The 14,632-nt window shown below is 56.1% G+C and carries 12 protein-coding genes; 4 read left to right on the forward strand and 8 right to left on the reverse strand.

Annotation, left to right across the window (positions count from 1 at the left end):
- Nucleotides 1-117 precede the first annotated feature (117 nt).
- A complete protein-coding gene (gene tadA, locus QGM61_RS06750) occupies nucleotides 118-627 on the reverse strand; it encodes a tRNA adenosine(34) deaminase TadA (RefSeq protein WP_281132419.1) in 510 nt (169 codons plus the stop codon).
- Between the two features lie 29 nt (nucleotides 628-656).
- A complete protein-coding gene (locus QGM61_RS06755) occupies nucleotides 657-1,976 on the reverse strand; it encodes a DUF2254 domain-containing protein (protein WP_281132420.1) in 1,320 nt (439 codons plus the stop codon).
- Nucleotides 1,977-2,106: 130 nt separating this feature from the next.
- Here QGM61_RS06755 and QGM61_RS06760 point away from each other — a divergent pair, with 130 nt between their 5' ends.
- Nucleotides 2,107-2,874: a MauE/DoxX family redox-associated membrane protein gene (locus QGM61_RS06760; RefSeq protein ID WP_281132421.1), complete on the forward strand. Its 768-nt coding sequence runs from the start codon at nucleotides 2,107-2,109 to the stop codon at nucleotides 2,872-2,874.
- Nucleotides 2,875-2,962: 88 nt separating this feature from the next.
- On the opposite strand, the gene QGM61_RS06765 is transcribed toward QGM61_RS06760, so the two are convergent.
- Nucleotides 2,963-3,781, reverse strand: coding sequence for a class I SAM-dependent methyltransferase (locus QGM61_RS06765; protein WP_281132422.1), 819 nt, complete (start codon nucleotides 3,779-3,781; stop codon nucleotides 2,963-2,965).
- A gap of 76 nt (nucleotides 3,782-3,857) precedes the next feature.
- Nucleotides 3,858-5,714: a dihydroxy-acid dehydratase gene (gene ilvD, locus QGM61_RS06770; protein ID WP_281132423.1), complete on the reverse strand. Its 1,857-nt coding sequence runs from the start codon at nucleotides 5,712-5,714 to the stop codon at nucleotides 3,858-3,860.
- A 184-nt stretch (nucleotides 5,715-5,898) separates the two neighbouring features.
- On the opposite strand from ilvD, the gene QGM61_RS06775 reads away from it, so the two are divergent.
- The 3 genes from QGM61_RS06775 (at nucleotide 5,899) to QGM61_RS06785 (ending at nucleotide 9,611) form a co-directional block, all read left to right on the forward strand.
- Nucleotides 5,899-6,216, forward strand: a complete 318-nt coding sequence (locus tag QGM61_RS06775; RefSeq protein ID WP_237133712.1) for a DUF3817 domain-containing protein — start codon at nucleotides 5,899-5,901, stop codon at nucleotides 6,214-6,216.
- A 149-nt stretch (nucleotides 6,217-6,365) separates the two neighbouring features.
- On the forward strand, nucleotides 6,366-7,589 hold the full coding sequence (locus tag QGM61_RS06780) for a carboxylate--amine ligase (protein ID WP_237133711.1): 1,224 nt from the start codon (nucleotides 6,366-6,368) through the stop codon (nucleotides 7,587-7,589).
- Between the two features lie 42 nt (nucleotides 7,590-7,631).
- Complete coding sequence (locus QGM61_RS06785) at nucleotides 7,632-9,611, forward strand: hypothetical protein (RefSeq protein WP_237134635.1); 1,980 nt, start codon at nucleotides 7,632-7,634, stop codon at nucleotides 9,609-9,611.
- A gap of 15 nt (nucleotides 9,612-9,626) precedes the next feature.
- Here QGM61_RS06785 and QGM61_RS06790 read toward each other — a convergent pair whose 3' ends face one another.
- The 4 genes from QGM61_RS06790 to QGM61_RS06805 all read right to left on the reverse strand — a co-directional run bounded on the left by QGM61_RS06790 (nucleotide 9,627) and on the right by QGM61_RS06805 (nucleotide 14,620).
- Nucleotides 9,627-10,742 (reverse strand): PepSY-associated TM helix domain-containing protein, encoded by a 1,116-nt coding sequence (locus tag QGM61_RS06790; RefSeq protein WP_237133710.1) that lies wholly within the window; start codon nucleotides 10,740-10,742, stop codon nucleotides 9,627-9,629.
- A 40-nt stretch (nucleotides 10,743-10,782) separates the two neighbouring features.
- The gene (locus QGM61_RS06795) at nucleotides 10,783-12,915 is read right to left on the reverse strand and encodes a TonB-dependent siderophore receptor (protein ID WP_281132424.1); all 2,133 of its coding nucleotides are present in this window, start codon (nucleotides 12,913-12,915) and stop codon (nucleotides 10,783-10,785) included.
- Nucleotides 12,916-13,344: 429 nt separating this feature from the next.
- Nucleotides 13,345-13,923, reverse strand: coding sequence for a YceI family protein (locus tag QGM61_RS06800; protein WP_281132425.1), 579 nt, complete (start codon nucleotides 13,921-13,923; stop codon nucleotides 13,345-13,347).
- Nucleotides 13,924-14,086: 163 nt separating this feature from the next.
- The gene (locus tag QGM61_RS06805; protein ID WP_281132426.1) at nucleotides 14,087-14,620 is read right to left on the reverse strand and encodes a hypothetical protein; all 534 of its coding nucleotides are present in this window, start codon (nucleotides 14,618-14,620) and stop codon (nucleotides 14,087-14,089) included.
- Between the last annotated feature and the right edge of the window lie 12 nt (nucleotides 14,621-14,632).

Here is a 14,632-nt window from a genome sequence, read left to right on the forward strand (position 1 = left end):
GCAGGTTACCGGACACAGACGCGCCGGCATTCGGGTGCGACGATTATACAGGAGTCGCCCTGAAAAATCAGACTATTGTCACCATATGGTGGCTTCTGGACTGGCTAATCGCAGGGCTTAGCGACGGCGCTCGCGGAAAAACCGGCGCATCCGCTCGGCGCTGGGCTCAGCAAGTACCCCTGCTGTCACCGCTAACTTGTGGTTGTACTGACCCTGCGCCAGCAGGCGCTGACCACTGACAACGGCGCCATAGCGAGGCTCCTCGGCTCCGTATACAAGCCGCGCTATGCGAGCATGAATAATGGCGCCGAAGCACATGGTACAGGGCTCGATTGTCACATAGAGGCTACAGTCAGGCAGACGATAGTTACCAAGTCTGCGACTGGCTTCACGCAGGGCCATGATCTCCGCATGAGCGGTGGGATCGTGACTGCGCCGGGGCTGGTTGAAGCCGTGCCCTATAATCGCACCCTGATACACCACAACCGCTCCAACCGGCACTTCGTCCACCTGAGCAGCCTGGTCAGCCAGCAGCAGAGCCTGCTCCATCCAGAAATGATCTTCGCGCTGCGCTGGCGCCAGCAACTCTATGGCTGCCTGCTTATCTGGATCGCTGTTTTCTGCCATGGCGCCCCCTGCTGCCTGCATCGTTTGTTTCACTGTTTATCGTGTGCCGATGGCTGCCCATGCTCGGCGGGCGTTTCAAGCACGGCCAGAACCCGTTCGCGATCAGCCTCCAGCGTCAGTGCCTGAATGGCGCGATCACGCGCGAGCAGAGACTGTTTGCTGGCCGCTTCCCGAAACGGGGCATCGCCCAGTTCTCCCAGCGCCCGCAAGGCTTTTTGCAGGCGCAACTGGATCTCGACATGCGCCGCACCGTCGCGGGCAATCAGCATGAACGAGTCTTCAAACAGGTCTGCTGTGTCAAGCGTCGGAATGTAGACGCGGGGATATCTTGGTGACCTGGCACTGGCTGAGCCAGTGTCTGTCGACGATGACCCTTCGGCCCACCGTGACAGTAGCCGCGTCTGCCGTCCAATAACATCAATCGCGGTGCCAGGGTCGTTGACGCCGGGCGACAGAGCGCGACAGGCAATTTCGCTGAGCACCGCCAGACCAAACCGGGGATCCTGATCAAAGCTGCGATCATCGTCAATAGTTATTGCATCACAGATGGCAGCGCTCAGCGCAGCGGAGTCAACTTCGCTGCTGTTGTCACACTCAAACCAGCCCAGAACAGCACCTTTGTAAACAAAGGCACCTGGAACAACGGACAGGAAAATTCTGACGGACATTTTTTCGCAGCATTCGGTTAACGCCGACATGTCGATATGCTGGACATATCCAATGCGTGCAGCGCACACCTGCACAGCCGTATCGACGTCGGCGAGATCTGCATCAATGCGCGGCTGTCCTCCCAGGCAGGGCTCGCGCAGATACTCATCCATGGCACGTCGCGTTGCCTGCTCGACCTGCGCAGTAGTTTCGCCAACACGCCCGAACCTTGTCAGGTGATCGATCCAGCGCAACAGCGAAATGACGACCAGTGCCAGCACACCCAGCGTGACGGCAAACAGCAGAATACGGCCCTGATCGCCGTAGGCGCCAACCTGCAGCGCAATAATGCCCACAACGCTGAAAAGGAATGAGCCTACAAACGCAGACAGGACATTCTGCGTGGTATGGTCCTCAGTCAGCAGTTTTATGGCCCGTGGTGTGACATTGGTGGATGCGGCTCCATAGGCGCTCACCATGACACTCAACGAAAATGTCGTAACCGCCAGCATGCTGGTCGCAAGGATATTGAGTATGCGATCAATCGATTCCGCCTCGATGGTGAACGGAAAACTGAAGGGGATGAGCGTATCAGCTGTGGTGGCAATCATCGCCGCTGCCACACCCAGCCCGCCAAGCAGAGTAGCCCGCACCCAAAGCCGCCTGATAAGGTGCATCAGCACCCATTGCCAACGTGGCATAAGCTATCAGCCTGAATTTTTGTGAATAATGCTGAAGGTATGTCAAAAAGAGTGAAGGAGCAAGAAACCTGGTGGAACTCATTGACTGTATGACAGTCACAAGAGTACCCAATTAGTTTTATGAGGTGCCATGACAAACGAAACGACTGCCAATAGAAGTGCAACACTGTATCGCATGGACATGCCCGGGCACTTGTGCCCATTTGGATTGAAATCCCGTTATCTGTTACGACGCCAGGGTTACCAGGTAGAGGATCACAAACTGCGATCACGACAGGAAGTTGAATCGTTTAAAAAGAAACACGATGTGGATACCACACCACAGACCTTCATCGATGGAGAACGCATCGGCGGTTATGAATCCCTGCGCCAGTATTTTGGCAAAGCATCTGCCGAAGACGAGGGGCTCAGCTACCGGCCAGTCATCGCGCTCTTTCTCGTCGCCGCACTGATGGCATTATCCATCAGCTGGGCCACAGCAGGTTCTGTGATTACCGGACGAACACTTGAATGGTTTGTGGCAGGCGCAATGACGCTGCTGGGACTCCAAAAACTCAAGGATTTCGAAGCCTTCTCCAGCATGTTTCTCAATTATGATTTATTGGCGCAGCGTTATGTTGGATACGCCTACCTCTACCCTTTTGGGGAAACGCTGGCTGGTTTGCTGATGATTGCAGGGGCGCTGGTCTGGATTTCAGCACCGGTCGCGCTGTTTATCGGTAGTGTTGGCGCCGCCTCAGTTTTTAAAGCCGTGTATATCGACAAGCGGTCCCTTAAGTGCGCCTGCGTTGGCGGGGACAGCAAGGTGCCACTTGGCTTTGTTTCATTGACCGAAAATCTCATGATGATGGGCATGGGTATCTGGATGATTGCCCGCGCTGCTTTGCACAATGTTTAATTACTGAAACTGCTATGTTGGCGCTGGCTACAAATTCAGTTGGCAAAAAAAAAGCCCGCCAGGTTGGCGGGCTTTTTCAATTTCGGTATTACTCCGGCTTTCTGAATTTCAGCGTCATACGATCGCTTTCGCCAATCGCCAGGTAAGTATCACGGTTCTCATCACCCAGCCGCAGCGTTGGCGGCAGGGTCCAGACGCCAGCTGGATGGTCTGCAGTATCAAGCGGGTTGGCATTGATTTCCGATTTTTCTTCCAGATAGAAACCCGCTGCCTGTGCCAGCTCGATGGTATACGCCTCGGTCACATAACCGGTGGTTTCCATCACATCCATGCCACTGCCTTCTGGCGCGCGGTGCTCAACCACACCCAGAACACCGCCCGGTTTGAGGGCCCGATAAAAGGCTTCGAAGTGCTCTTCCTGCGTCCCGGCCATGATCCAGTTGTGCACATTGCGGAAGGTCAGCACCATGTCTGCCGAGCCCGCCGGAGCGATTTCGGTATCAGCTGGTGGATGCAGCCGGGTCACAATAACTTCATCGTAGATCTCATTGTGATTGGCCAGTTTCTGGCGGTAGCGCTCCAGCATGGGTGGCTGATAGGAAATTCCCGAGGTCGGTGAGAAATGGGCTGCGTAGTAAGTACCGTTCTCTTTCAGAAACGGTGCCAGAATTTCTGTGTACCAGCCGCCGCCCGGCAATACCTCAACAACTGTCATGTCGGATTCGATGCCGAAGAACTGCAGCGTCTCAACCGGGTTTCGGTACTGATTGCGCTCTATATTCGCCGGGTCGCGATGATCTGCGGTAATCAGTTCCTGCAGCCGCTGTGCGTCATCGGCCTGAACGGCTGATACCGAAAACAGTGCCAGCGAAACAGCGGCGGTCAAATTCAATGTCTGCAAACGCATAATCCACTCCTGATACATCAAGTATGGGCCTGACACCTTAGCGCAGCCAGGCATGTCTGTCACCAATACGGCCTGCTCAGTCGAGCAGCTCCAGATTACGGACAGCCCCACGGTCAGCACTGGTCGCCAGCATGGCGTAGGCCTTCAGCGCCGCCGAGACCTTGCGCGGCCGCGGCTCGGCGGGTTTCCAGCCCAGCGTGTCCTGTTCGGCGCGGCGTGCCGCCAGATCCTCATCACTGACCAGCATGTCGATGCGCCGGTTGGGGATGTCAATGCGGATACGATCACCGTTGCGCACCAGACCAATATTGCCGCCGGCCGCAGCCTCAGGCGAACAGTGGCCTATAGACAGACCGGATGTACCCCCGGAGAAGCGCCCATCGGTCAGCAGTGCGCAGGCTTTGCCGAGGCCCTTGGACTTGATGTAGCTGGTCGGGTACAGCATTTCCTGCATGCCAGGCCCGCCTTTTGGACCCTCGTAGCGAACCACAACCACGTCACCGGCTTTGACCTTGTCATCGAGGATGTTGCGTACCGCCTCATCCTGGCTTTCCACCACATGAGCCGGCCCTTCGAATACCATCAGGCTGTCATCGACGCCAGCCGTTTTGACCACACAGCCGTTCTCTGCCAGGTTGCCAAAAAGAACCGCCAGTCCCCCTTCTTTGCTGAAGGCATTCTCGTAGGAACGGATACAGCCCAGGGCTCTGTCAGTGTCCAGACTCTCCCAGCGCGCGTCCTGACTGAAGGCGACCTGGGTCGGAATGCCACCCGGTCCTGCCATATAAAAGGTTTTCACTTCTTCACTGGGGTTGCGGGCGATATCCCACTGATCCAGCGCATCCTTCATGGTAGGCGCGTGGACAGTTGGCACATCGGTGTGCAGTTTACCTGCACGGTCAAGCTCGCCCAGGATGGCCATGATACCACCGGCACGGTGAACATCCTCAATGTGGTACTTGTTGGTATTCGGCGCCACTTTGCACAGCTGCGGCAGATCACGCGACATGCGATCGATATCCGCCATGGTGAAATCAATTTCGGCTTCCTGCGCAATCGCCAGCAGGTGCAGAATGGTATTGGTGGAACCGCCCATGGCAATATCCAGCGCGATGGCATTTTCGAAGGCCTTGAAACCAACAGAGCGCGGCAGCACAGAGGCGTCCTCCTGCTCGTAGTACTTGCGGCACAGTTCCACAACCTGGCGACCTGCCTGGCGGAACAGTTTTTCTCGGTCAGCATGCGTAGCCACCACTGTGCCATTGCCAGGCAGGGACAAGCCCAGTGCTTCAGTCAGACAGTTCATGGAATTGGCAGTGAACATGCCTGAACAGGAGCCGCAGGTCGGACAGGCAGAGCGTTCGACTTCTGCCAGTTCGGCATCCGACACTTTGTCGTCGGCGGCCATGACCATGGCGTCAATCAGGTCCAGTTTACGGATCTCGATGGTCTGGGTTTCCGGACGTGCCAGCTGCACCTTGCCGGCCTCCATCGGTCCACCGGACACAAAAATCACTGGGATGTTCAGACGCATGGCGGCCATCAGCATGCCGGGGGTGATCTTGTCGCAGTTCGAGATACATACCAGAGCATCGGCGCAGTGGGCGTTGACCATGTACTCCACCGAATCGGCAATGATGTCGCGACTGGGCAGTGAATACAGCATGCCATCGTGCCCCATGGCGATGCCATCGTCGACCGCGATGGTATTGAATTCTTTCGCGACACCACCCGCCGCTTCGATCTCACGCGCCACCAGCTGGCCCAGATCCTTCAGATGCACGTGCCCCGGTACAAACTGCGTAAAGGAGTTTGCAATCGCAATAATGGGTTTGCTGAAGTCCTCGTCTTTCATGCCGGTGGCACGCCAGAGCGAACGGGCACCTGCCATGTTGCGGCCGGCGGTTGAGGTCTTGGAACGGTAAGCGGGCATGACTGAACTCCTGGCTGATATCTCGTCCGTGCTTAAAAGCCGGCGATTATACCGTCAGGAGCGGCCTGTGTGCAGTAGTTACGGGTGCCGGCCAGTTCTTTGCCTGCTGTCAGGCGGCGTTGATCCGGCAAGCACGCACCGGCATAATGGCGCGCTTGTTTCCGCATTCTGAGTATCAGCCCTCATGACCCATCTTCCATTGTCCCCGGCAGGCAGACTGTTTTCAGTCGTCGCACTTTTTGAGGCCCTCACCTGGGCCGGTCTGCTGGTGGGCATGTTTCTGAAATACGTCACCGAAACCACCGACCTGGGAGTGTGGCTGTTTGGCCGCCTGCATGGCGGTGCGTTCATCATCTATGTGATCGTATGTGTCTACTGCAGCGCGCGCCTGCGCTGGTCCTGGCAGATGAGTCTGCTCGCCCTGCTCGCGGCCATTCCCCCCCTGGTGACACTGCCTTTGGAAATCTGGTTTCGTCGCCGCGGACTGCTGTCAACGCGCTAACTTCTACCCAAGCTTCGCCTGATTCTGGGCTTATCTGTGCCACCAGGCACCGTGCAACTGACTGCCAACTAAGGTACAGTGGTTTCCGAAATCATTGAAATTCAAAGTGAAATGCCGGCAGCTGCTGGCATAAAGGGTAAGGTATTGGCATGAAGAAAGACCCAAACAAAGGGTATATCGCGCTACTGGGTTGGAGCCTGAACGCTGTAGAGGCGGCAGAAACGTTTGATCGCCGCTATGTCGTGGTCGCTCCTGACTGGGCCGAGGAATACTGTGAGAAACACAATATTCCCTATCTGTCCTGGAACTTTGAAAGACTAAATGACCGATCCATGGAGATCGCTGAGACTCTGAAGGAAATGGGTGTCGATATTGCCATCCCCCTGTATGAGGAAACTGTCGAGTGGGCGGGCGCCATAAACTCGGTACTGCTGGACAACCCGCGCCTGTATGGACAGTCTCTGCTGCTACGTGACAAGGCACTGATGAAACGCAGGGCGCAGCTGGGCGGCATTCGCGTCGGCATTTTCGAAGAGGCACACGACAAGGAAGATGTGGTTCGTTTTCTGAAACGCGTCAATCAGACTCTGCTGAAACTGGACGGCGACCCCAACGATCCGATTCACTTAAAAGCTTTCGACAAGGCAGGCTGCCTGGGGCATCGTGTGATTCGTACCCCCGATGAAGTCGACTCTATTCCCGATGAGGAATTTCCGGTGTTGATGGAATCCCATCTGGATGGCTGGGAGTTTGCGGTTGAGGCCTGGATCCACAACGGCAAGATCGTATTCCTGAACATCTCTGAGTATGTGACACTTGGCTACTCGGTATTTGTGCCAGCCTCACCGGAACTCGAGAAATACCGTCCACAGATTCGCGCCCAGATCGAGAAGCTGATCAAGGCCTTCGACATTGAATTTGGCCTGATTCACCCGGAATACTTCGTCACCAGTGATGGCGAAATGTACTTTGGCGAGGTGGCTTACCGCCCACCGGGTTTCAAGGTATTCGAACTGCTTGAACGCGTGTATGGCTTCAACGCCTATCAGGCCAGCATGCTGGTATTCGACCCCAAGACCACCGCAGAAGAAGTTAAGGCGTTTTTCCCGAAAGAAGTCGAGGACGCCGATGGTTACGCCGGCTGTTTTGGTGTCTATCCACGACGACGCGTGGTCAGCCAGCTGGTCATCCCCGAAGAGGTGGACAACAACCCCTACTTTGAGTCTCACGAGCTGACACCACCGTTGGAAGAAACCGTCACCAAGCGCACAGCGTTTGGCACACACTGGGGACTGGTGTACTTTCGGGGTGAGGATGCACAGAAGCTGCATGACACACTGAAGGCTCAGGAAGAGCTTGACTATTACATCTAGCAGGCAGGACCCGCGGGAGATATCGACTTGTCGGACGATTTAATGACAGGTTTGCTGCAAAAACTGGATGCGGCCATCCTACAACTGGCGCGCGCTCCGGATTTTTCCAAACCCACACGGCTACAGCCGGTCATCGACCTTGCGCGTCGCGTGTTGCAGCAACCAGGTGGCTGCGCGGCGATCGAGGAGCGTGCCGAAGCACTGGAAGAGGCTGGTGTGTTTGAAGGCTCGGACTGGGCGCAGCCGGCGATCCTGGTACCTTCACTGAGTGGGCAGTCACTGCGTGGCAGTGATGCCACTCTGCTGGTCATTGAGGCCTTGAGCGAACTGCGCATGCTGGCTGTGGCCAAATCGCGCTACCAGCACTCCTCCTTGAGCGCGGTGGCTGCAAAGCATTTTCTGACCCAGGTCCTGGCCCTGAACCTGCCTATTCTGTTCGGTTCAGTCGGCGAGTCCGAGCGCGAAACACAGGGTCGTCTGGCGCTGATTCCCAGCCTGCTGCTGCAGCATCTGGCGTCTCGCATCGGCTTTGAACACATCATCGATGAGCTGATCAACGAAATCTGGCGCATCCTTCAGCAGCGACCTATTCAGGTCGATCCTGTCAAACAGATGATCACGCAGATCAGCCTGTGCCAGGCCAACCCCGACATAGATCTGGGCAGCAGCGGCCAGGGTGCCAACCGCCTGGTCAGCGCACTGTTCGGCCCGACGCAGGCCTGTCATGAAGATCCTGGCGTCGAAGTGTATCAGCAACGACTGGAATCCATGGACACCACGGCCTTGCAGTATGAGGCAACCGGTTTTGCCCGTGCCATGCACGACACCGGACTGGTATCGCCCTATCACGCTGTCCTATTGAAACAGGTGGCCCAGCATGGCGATCAGTTACTTGCCGAAGCCCTGGGTCTTTCTGCAACTGGGCGCGACTGCCTGCTGTGTTTTCGTGACCTGGTGCACAGCATTATTGACGACTGCCTGTTTCCAGAAACTGCCCAGGGTATCTATGGACTGGCACTGACGCTGGAGCGCGGTATTTTCTATCAGCCACCGGTAGCACCCGCCTTGTGGCGTCAGCTGGGTCTGGAACTCGCGCCATGGTCGAAGGCGCGTCTGTCAGCAGCGTTTGGCGACGCGGTTCCGCATCGGGCCCGGCTGATGGAAGGAGTGCTTTGTATGCTGGGCCTGCCGCTGGGTGTTGGGCAGGGTAACAACCCCACCTGCCAGTCAGCGCGCGCCCTGTCGATGTGGTCATACAACGATCCGGACTATCTACTGCAGATGGTGACCTGGGCTGCCCGCGATGATGAAATTGTCATGCACTTTGAGGGTAAATCCATTTCATCACGCGAGAGCCTGAGTGGTGTCGCGCAGACGCTGCCGCTGGACCTCGATCCTGTTTCTCTGCTTGTGGTACCACACCTGGACAGGATATACGCGGAAATGGGCCGCCACTGCATTGGTCGCGATGGTGATCCGCACCAGTGGATCAATCCCGAGTTCCACGGCTGGTGGACCGGACGCGGTTTCCGAATCAATGTTGATGTCGGCACCGGCCATCTGCATGAGCTGGAAAGTTTCTATCGACACTTTTACGCGCACTACCACCCCGGGTACAACGGCAATCAGCCGCTGATTCATCCGCAACCTGCTGGCATTGCCGTCACCGACAGCGCCGCGCGATTCATTGGCTGGCATGCCATCACCATCATTCGGGCTACCGTGGATCCCCAGGGAACAACGCGGGTGTACTTTTTTAATCCGAATAATGACAGCGGACAGGACTGGGGTAATGGTGTGAAGGTCAGCACGGCCGGTCACGGGGAGCGGTTTGGCGAGTCATCGCTGTCGTTTGCCGAGTTTGCGTCACGCCTCTACATCTTCCATTACGATCCACTCGAACACGGGGCGTTGGCAGATGTCAGCGAGCAGGAGCTGAACGATGTGATATCGATGGTGGAAAGCAGTTGGGGCGCCTCACGGCGCCCCGAACCAGGTATTCAGGCAGCTCTCTCAAACTGAGATTGCATTCTGTTCTCAGGCGTTTGCCAGCTCGAGTTTCTCACGTCGCTTTTCACGGGCGCGCTGACGCTGGCTGCGACGTTTCCACCACAGGGTCAGACCGGTAACTGACAACAGTACCGGCGACAGACCCAGCAATGCCCACAGCGCTTTTGACAGCAGGCCTGCAAAGTCGCCGAAATGCAGTCGCCGGTAACTGTCGACAATGACCGCGCCGGTGGTGGCTTCACGGATGTCATAGGTAGACAGCCAATCGCCACTGAGCTCATCAAAGGTCACCACACTGGCATACTCACTGGTAAGAATATTGCCGGTAGGCACGTCACCCCAGACCTGGATATCAACGCCGGGCTCGTACGGCAGGGTCAGATAGGTTGCCTCAAAACCAGCTATCCGTTGCTCAGCTGATGCAACAATCGCATCAAATGAGACCTGCTCCCCATAGAGACGGTCAACCATGACGTGGTGCTCACTGCCGTCCGCATGCTCCTGCATCTCATACAGATATGCCACGACGTTCCACCAGATACCGGTGAAGGCCAGTATGATCAGCACCGGCGATGCGATGACACCGACCAGTTTGTGCATGTCACTGAAGTAAACAACCAGCCGGCTTTTCCAGCGCAGCGTAAAGAAGTTCTTCCAGAATTTGCGGTGCAGGTAAAGCCCCGTCAAACCCAACAGCATTAAAATGGCAGCGAAGAACGATGTCACCAGCATCCCGGCATCATGGAGCAGAAAATTAAAGTGCAGCTCCAGCAGCCAGTCGGTCAGAAACTGATCGTAGAGCTGCGGTTCCTGCAGCACCTGACCTGTGTACTGGTTGAGGAAAACATACGACCAGTCGCTGGTGCCTTTTTCCATGACGTACATCTGATCGGCGCGGCCAGGATCCTGGAACAGGGTCCAGCCAACCGCTTCGTAGTCAGGGTGCGCCTGATTGACCGACGCCAGCAGCGAATCCAGTGGCATGCGCTGCGACTGAGGCTCGACGCGAACAAGCTCCCCTCTAAGCAGAGAATCAATTTCATGTTTGAAGACCAGAATACTGCCGGTCACACAAACAATGAGAATTGGCACGACGGCGAGAAGCGCCAGGTAACTGTGTACTTTGAATAGAAGTTTGTTCACGTCAATGCACTCCGCTTAATATGCTATCAGGGCCGGTTTGTCAGAATTGCCAATCCAGCGAAACACTGTATTTCTGCGGTGCTGCGTAATATGACTGCTCAAACTTGACCGAGCTCAGATACTTTTCATCCAGGGCATTGTCGACGTTCAGAGAGACCGCCAGCGACTCGCTCACGTCATAGCGCGCATAGCCGCCAATGACCGCATAGGCATCCTGACTGATGCGCCCGTAGGCAGAGTCAAAATAGATGTCATCCTGCCAGCGCGCGGACAGTCCAAGCGCCAGGCGCTGTTGCCATACCGGACGCCAGTCGGCCAGCATCTTGAAGGTATTGCGCGGAATGAATGTGCGCGTCTCATCGCCATTGGGATCTTCCAGCTGCAGATAGGTATAACCGGCCTGCAGCCGAAGTCCCTCTGCCACTTCACCGGAAACTTCCAGCTCGATACCGGTGGAGTCGACGCTGATACCGCGATACATGGCAAAATCAAAATCGTCGCTGTAATCAGTATCGTCGATACCGTCACCGTCGCCGTAACGGACGAATTCCTGCAGGTTTTCCTGCTCAGTCTTGAATACTGCCACCGTGGCAAGCCATGAGGAATCAAACTGCTTTTTCAGGCCCGCCTCATAACTTTTACCTTCCGCTGAACCCAGCGGCTGCAGATCCATGTCCAGGTAATACTGCGGCTGGTATATGTCACTGTAGCTGGCGTAAAGATTCAGGCTTTCCAGCAGTTCCCAGGTGAATCCGACGTAAGGGCTGCTGCCATCTTCGTCAGAGTCTGTGGAAACACCCCAGCTGACGCCACGATTTTCATAGTCCACCACGTTCACGCCCAGAATCACTTTGAAGCGATCTGTCATCGACAGCAGCAGCGAGCCGTAGAGCCGGTTCAGTTGAGTGTCTTCCTCAGCCGCCTGATAGGGCGTATCCCAGCTTGGGCGCGCCACTTCGTTACCCTGCCAGCCAGGGAATGCCGGCATGGCCTGGAAACCGCTTAGTGCAGTATGGTCCAGGGAACCTGAATCCTGGTCAGCCAAGCTGACACCCAGATTTAGTTCGTGCTCGCGGTCGAAGGCCTGAAAACTGCCCTGCAGTGAGGTATCCCAGATCAATGACTCTTCGCTGGCGTCGAACTTGCCGGGGTAGCTGAGCATGCCCAGCCCGGTGTCGGCATCCAGGCCAGTGTTGGAGTAGACGTAGAACACTTCGGAATTGTCAGCGTAATCAATATGCGTCACTGAACTTTCGACACGCCAGTCATCAGCCAGCTGCCAGCCGAGTTCGACAAAGGAACGCTCTGACAAAGTGTCCCAGTAGGACCATTCCATGGCAGTTGAGGTCGAAACATCAAAATCCAGTTGCTGGCCATTGCTGTAGATCATCGGCGATGCACCCCACAACGGTGCGTCGCTGTTGTTGTCCTGGCGCGTATAACCCAGCGCTACTGTGACTGAATTGCCAATCTGACCGTCAATGACCAGCGAACCCACCGCGCGGTCATTGGCATAGTTGTTCAGCCAGCTTTCGCCATCCTGGGCGACACCCACAAAACGGGCGGCCCAGCGCCCGGATTCGACCAGCGGCGTAGAAATATCCAACTCGGCACGTCGGGTATCCCAGCGCCCTACTGTCAGGCGTGTGCTCATGGCAAATTCATTGCCTGGACGCTTGCGGACATAATTGATGGTGCCTGACGGGTTGCCAAGCCCGGTAATCAGTCCGTTGGAACCACGGATGATTTCGACTTTTTCATAGATTGCGGTATCAATATCACCCACCACCAGTTCACCAAACGGCATACCGACGCCATCCACGTGCATGCTGGTGATATCGAATCCACGCGCGTTGTAATAGGTACGATCTGTCTCGGATGAATCCACATTCACGCCAGTCGTCAGCTTCAGCATGCTGTTGATGTCTTCCAGACCAAAGCTCTCCAGCGTCTCGGTATCCAGAATGGTCAGTGACTGCGGCGTCTCTGCCACATCCAGATCCAGACCGGTGGCGCCGCGGCTGTTACGGTCGGCACGGATGCTGGTGATGATGATTTCTTCCTGGAATGCAGGCTCATCCTGAGCCGCTATGGCCGAGTGAAGGGGCAGCAGGGAAAATCCGCTGAGCAAAGGAATGAGAGCTGCAGTTCGGTTGGCAGAGATAGTTTTCATTGAGGCGACACACCTGAGTAACGATTAATACATGAACAAGAATGTCGCGAAATATAGCAGCACAAACATTAACTGTAAAGCGAATCATTCTCATTTGTATTTTCACAAGCAAATGCGCTGAGCCCAGGAAACTTGGCCGCCTGTTCCCTGCTAACCAAAGCAAGCGTGTCAGAAAATCCTCCACCTGCCGTCGCATGGTTGCGGCGAGTGGCGGCTGAAATCCAAGCCAGGAAGCGAAAAGAAATGAAGGAGGTCGTCATGAAACGTTCTTAACGTCTCGGGTGTTTGATTCCGATCTGGTGACAACCCTGCACGACCGCGATCGGACTGATTCATGAACAGGGATGGTACTAGCGCTATCGGCAAGCACAATGGATGTATCGCCTCCGCAGCAGTCCTGCTGCGGAGGAAACTCCGGATTAAAGCAGCTTATTCAAATACGACGGTAAAGCTCACCGGCACTGCCCGGGAAATGCTGGGCAGACCTGCGATTTCGCGCAGAGCTTCAACACCGGCAGCCAGGGTATGATTATCCGCTGTCACCAGAATTGGTTTCAGTGTTGAAGCCACAACACCGTTCTGGGTTCGCGTCACCAGAATTTCCGCTGGATAGTCACGGGCGTCGCCACGCAGATCAAGCGACACATCCAGCGTCAAGGCGCGGGATTCACCCGGCTCCATCGCGCGCAGATCGGCGATATCAACCGAGCCACTGACCATGGCTTCAGGGAACAGATTGGTTTCGAACAGCATGGCCTGCATGCGCTCGTCACGGATAGGGATCAGGGAATTGATGCTGGCCAGCTCGATGGTAATGCTGACTTCGCCCGAGGCATTGATGCTGCCGGCGAGCCGATCAAAGGTGTGAACTTCGGCGACATGGTCGGCCTTGATGGTTACAAAGCTCAGCCTGGACTGGTCGTTGTCCAGTGTCCACTGGGCCATGGCTGAGGAGCCAATAAGCAATCCGGCCAACAGTACGATAGCCGAGAGCGATTGACGAAGCATGGTGTTCTCCTTCTGCATTAAGGTCATTTGGGTATCATTCGCATGGCGAAGGTTACCTTATTACGACCTGCGGACACGAGCGGTTTCGGCAAAAAGGAGAATCTGAACGGTCTGGCGCGGCTGGTGCCGAACAGACATCAGCCGCGCCGGTGTCAGAGAGCAGTTATTGCGATGACTGGATCTTGCCACCACTGGCTGAAACAATCAGCTCAACAATGCGCTCAGTGACATTTGGCTCGAGCCCTTCGGTGTGACCTTTGTCCAGCCGCACCACATCGGCAACCACCCGGCCATCCTCGCAATTCGGGTATTCGTAAACAGCCGCTGTCCCTGGACGTGCCTCCATGCCCCATACAGGGAAGCCAGCGCGTCCGCTGTCATAGACCCAGCCTGGTTCGGTATCAATGACCTGCGTTTGCTCACGGGCATCACACTGATAGCGCTGTGCCCAGGGCGAGCTGTCGGGCAGCGATTCAATCTCATACTCTCCAATCGCAAAAATATGGGAGAAGTCGCAGTTGGGCAGCGTCTCTTCCGCCATTCCACGTGGGCGTGAAGGTGGAGGTGTACCGTCTGCCATCGGAGGTCCAAAGTTATCCACAAAGGGTGCCTGGCCGATACGGCCACCCGACAGACTGAGCATGCCGTCGACTTTGTCCGCAAAGAAGTCGGTGCAGACAAGGCGACGCGAGGTCATACCGCCCTGGCT

Origin of the sequence: Pseudohongiella sp. SYSU M77423 (genome assembly GCF_029911965.1) — a bacterium.
Taxonomy (GTDB): domain Bacteria; phylum Pseudomonadota; class Gammaproteobacteria; order Pseudomonadales; family Pseudohongiellaceae; genus Pseudohongiella.

Coding starts and splice junctions, on each gene's coding strand:
- QGM61_RS06765 (WP_281132422.1), bottom strand. CDS start 3,781: ATGCGTTTGCAGACATTGAATTTGACCGCCGCTGTTTCGCTGGCACTG.
- QGM61_RS06795 (WP_281132424.1), bottom strand. CDS start 12,915: ATGAAAACTATCTCTGCCAACCGAACTGCAGCTCTCATTCCTTTGCTC.
- QGM61_RS06805 (WP_281132426.1), bottom strand. CDS start 14,620: ATGACCTCGCGTCGCCTTGTCTGCACCGACTTCTTTGCGGACAAAGTC.
- tadA (WP_281132419.1), bottom strand. CDS start 627: ATGGCAGAAAACAGCGATCCAGATAAGCAGGCAGCCATAGAGTTGCTG.
- QGM61_RS06775 (WP_237133712.1), top strand. CDS start 5,899: ATGACCCATCTTCCATTGTCCCCGGCAGGCAGACTGTTTTCAGTCGTC.
- QGM61_RS06780 (WP_237133711.1), top strand. CDS start 6,366: ATGAAGAAAGACCCAAACAAAGGGTATATCGCGCTACTGGGTTGGAGC.
- QGM61_RS06755 (WP_281132420.1), bottom strand. CDS start 1,976: ATGCCACGTTGGCAATGGGTGCTGATGCACCTTATCAGGCGGCTTTGG.
- ilvD (WP_281132423.1), bottom strand. CDS start 5,714: ATGCCCGCTTACCGTTCCAAGACCTCAACCGCCGGCCGCAACATGGCA.
- QGM61_RS06785 (WP_237134635.1), top strand. CDS start 7,632: ATGACAGGTTTGCTGCAAAAACTGGATGCGGCCATCCTACAACTGGCG.
- QGM61_RS06760 (WP_281132421.1), top strand. CDS start 2,107: ATGACAAACGAAACGACTGCCAATAGAAGTGCAACACTGTATCGCATG.
- QGM61_RS06800 (WP_281132425.1), bottom strand. CDS start 13,923: ATGCTTCGTCAATCGCTCTCGGCTATCGTACTGTTGGCCGGATTGCTT.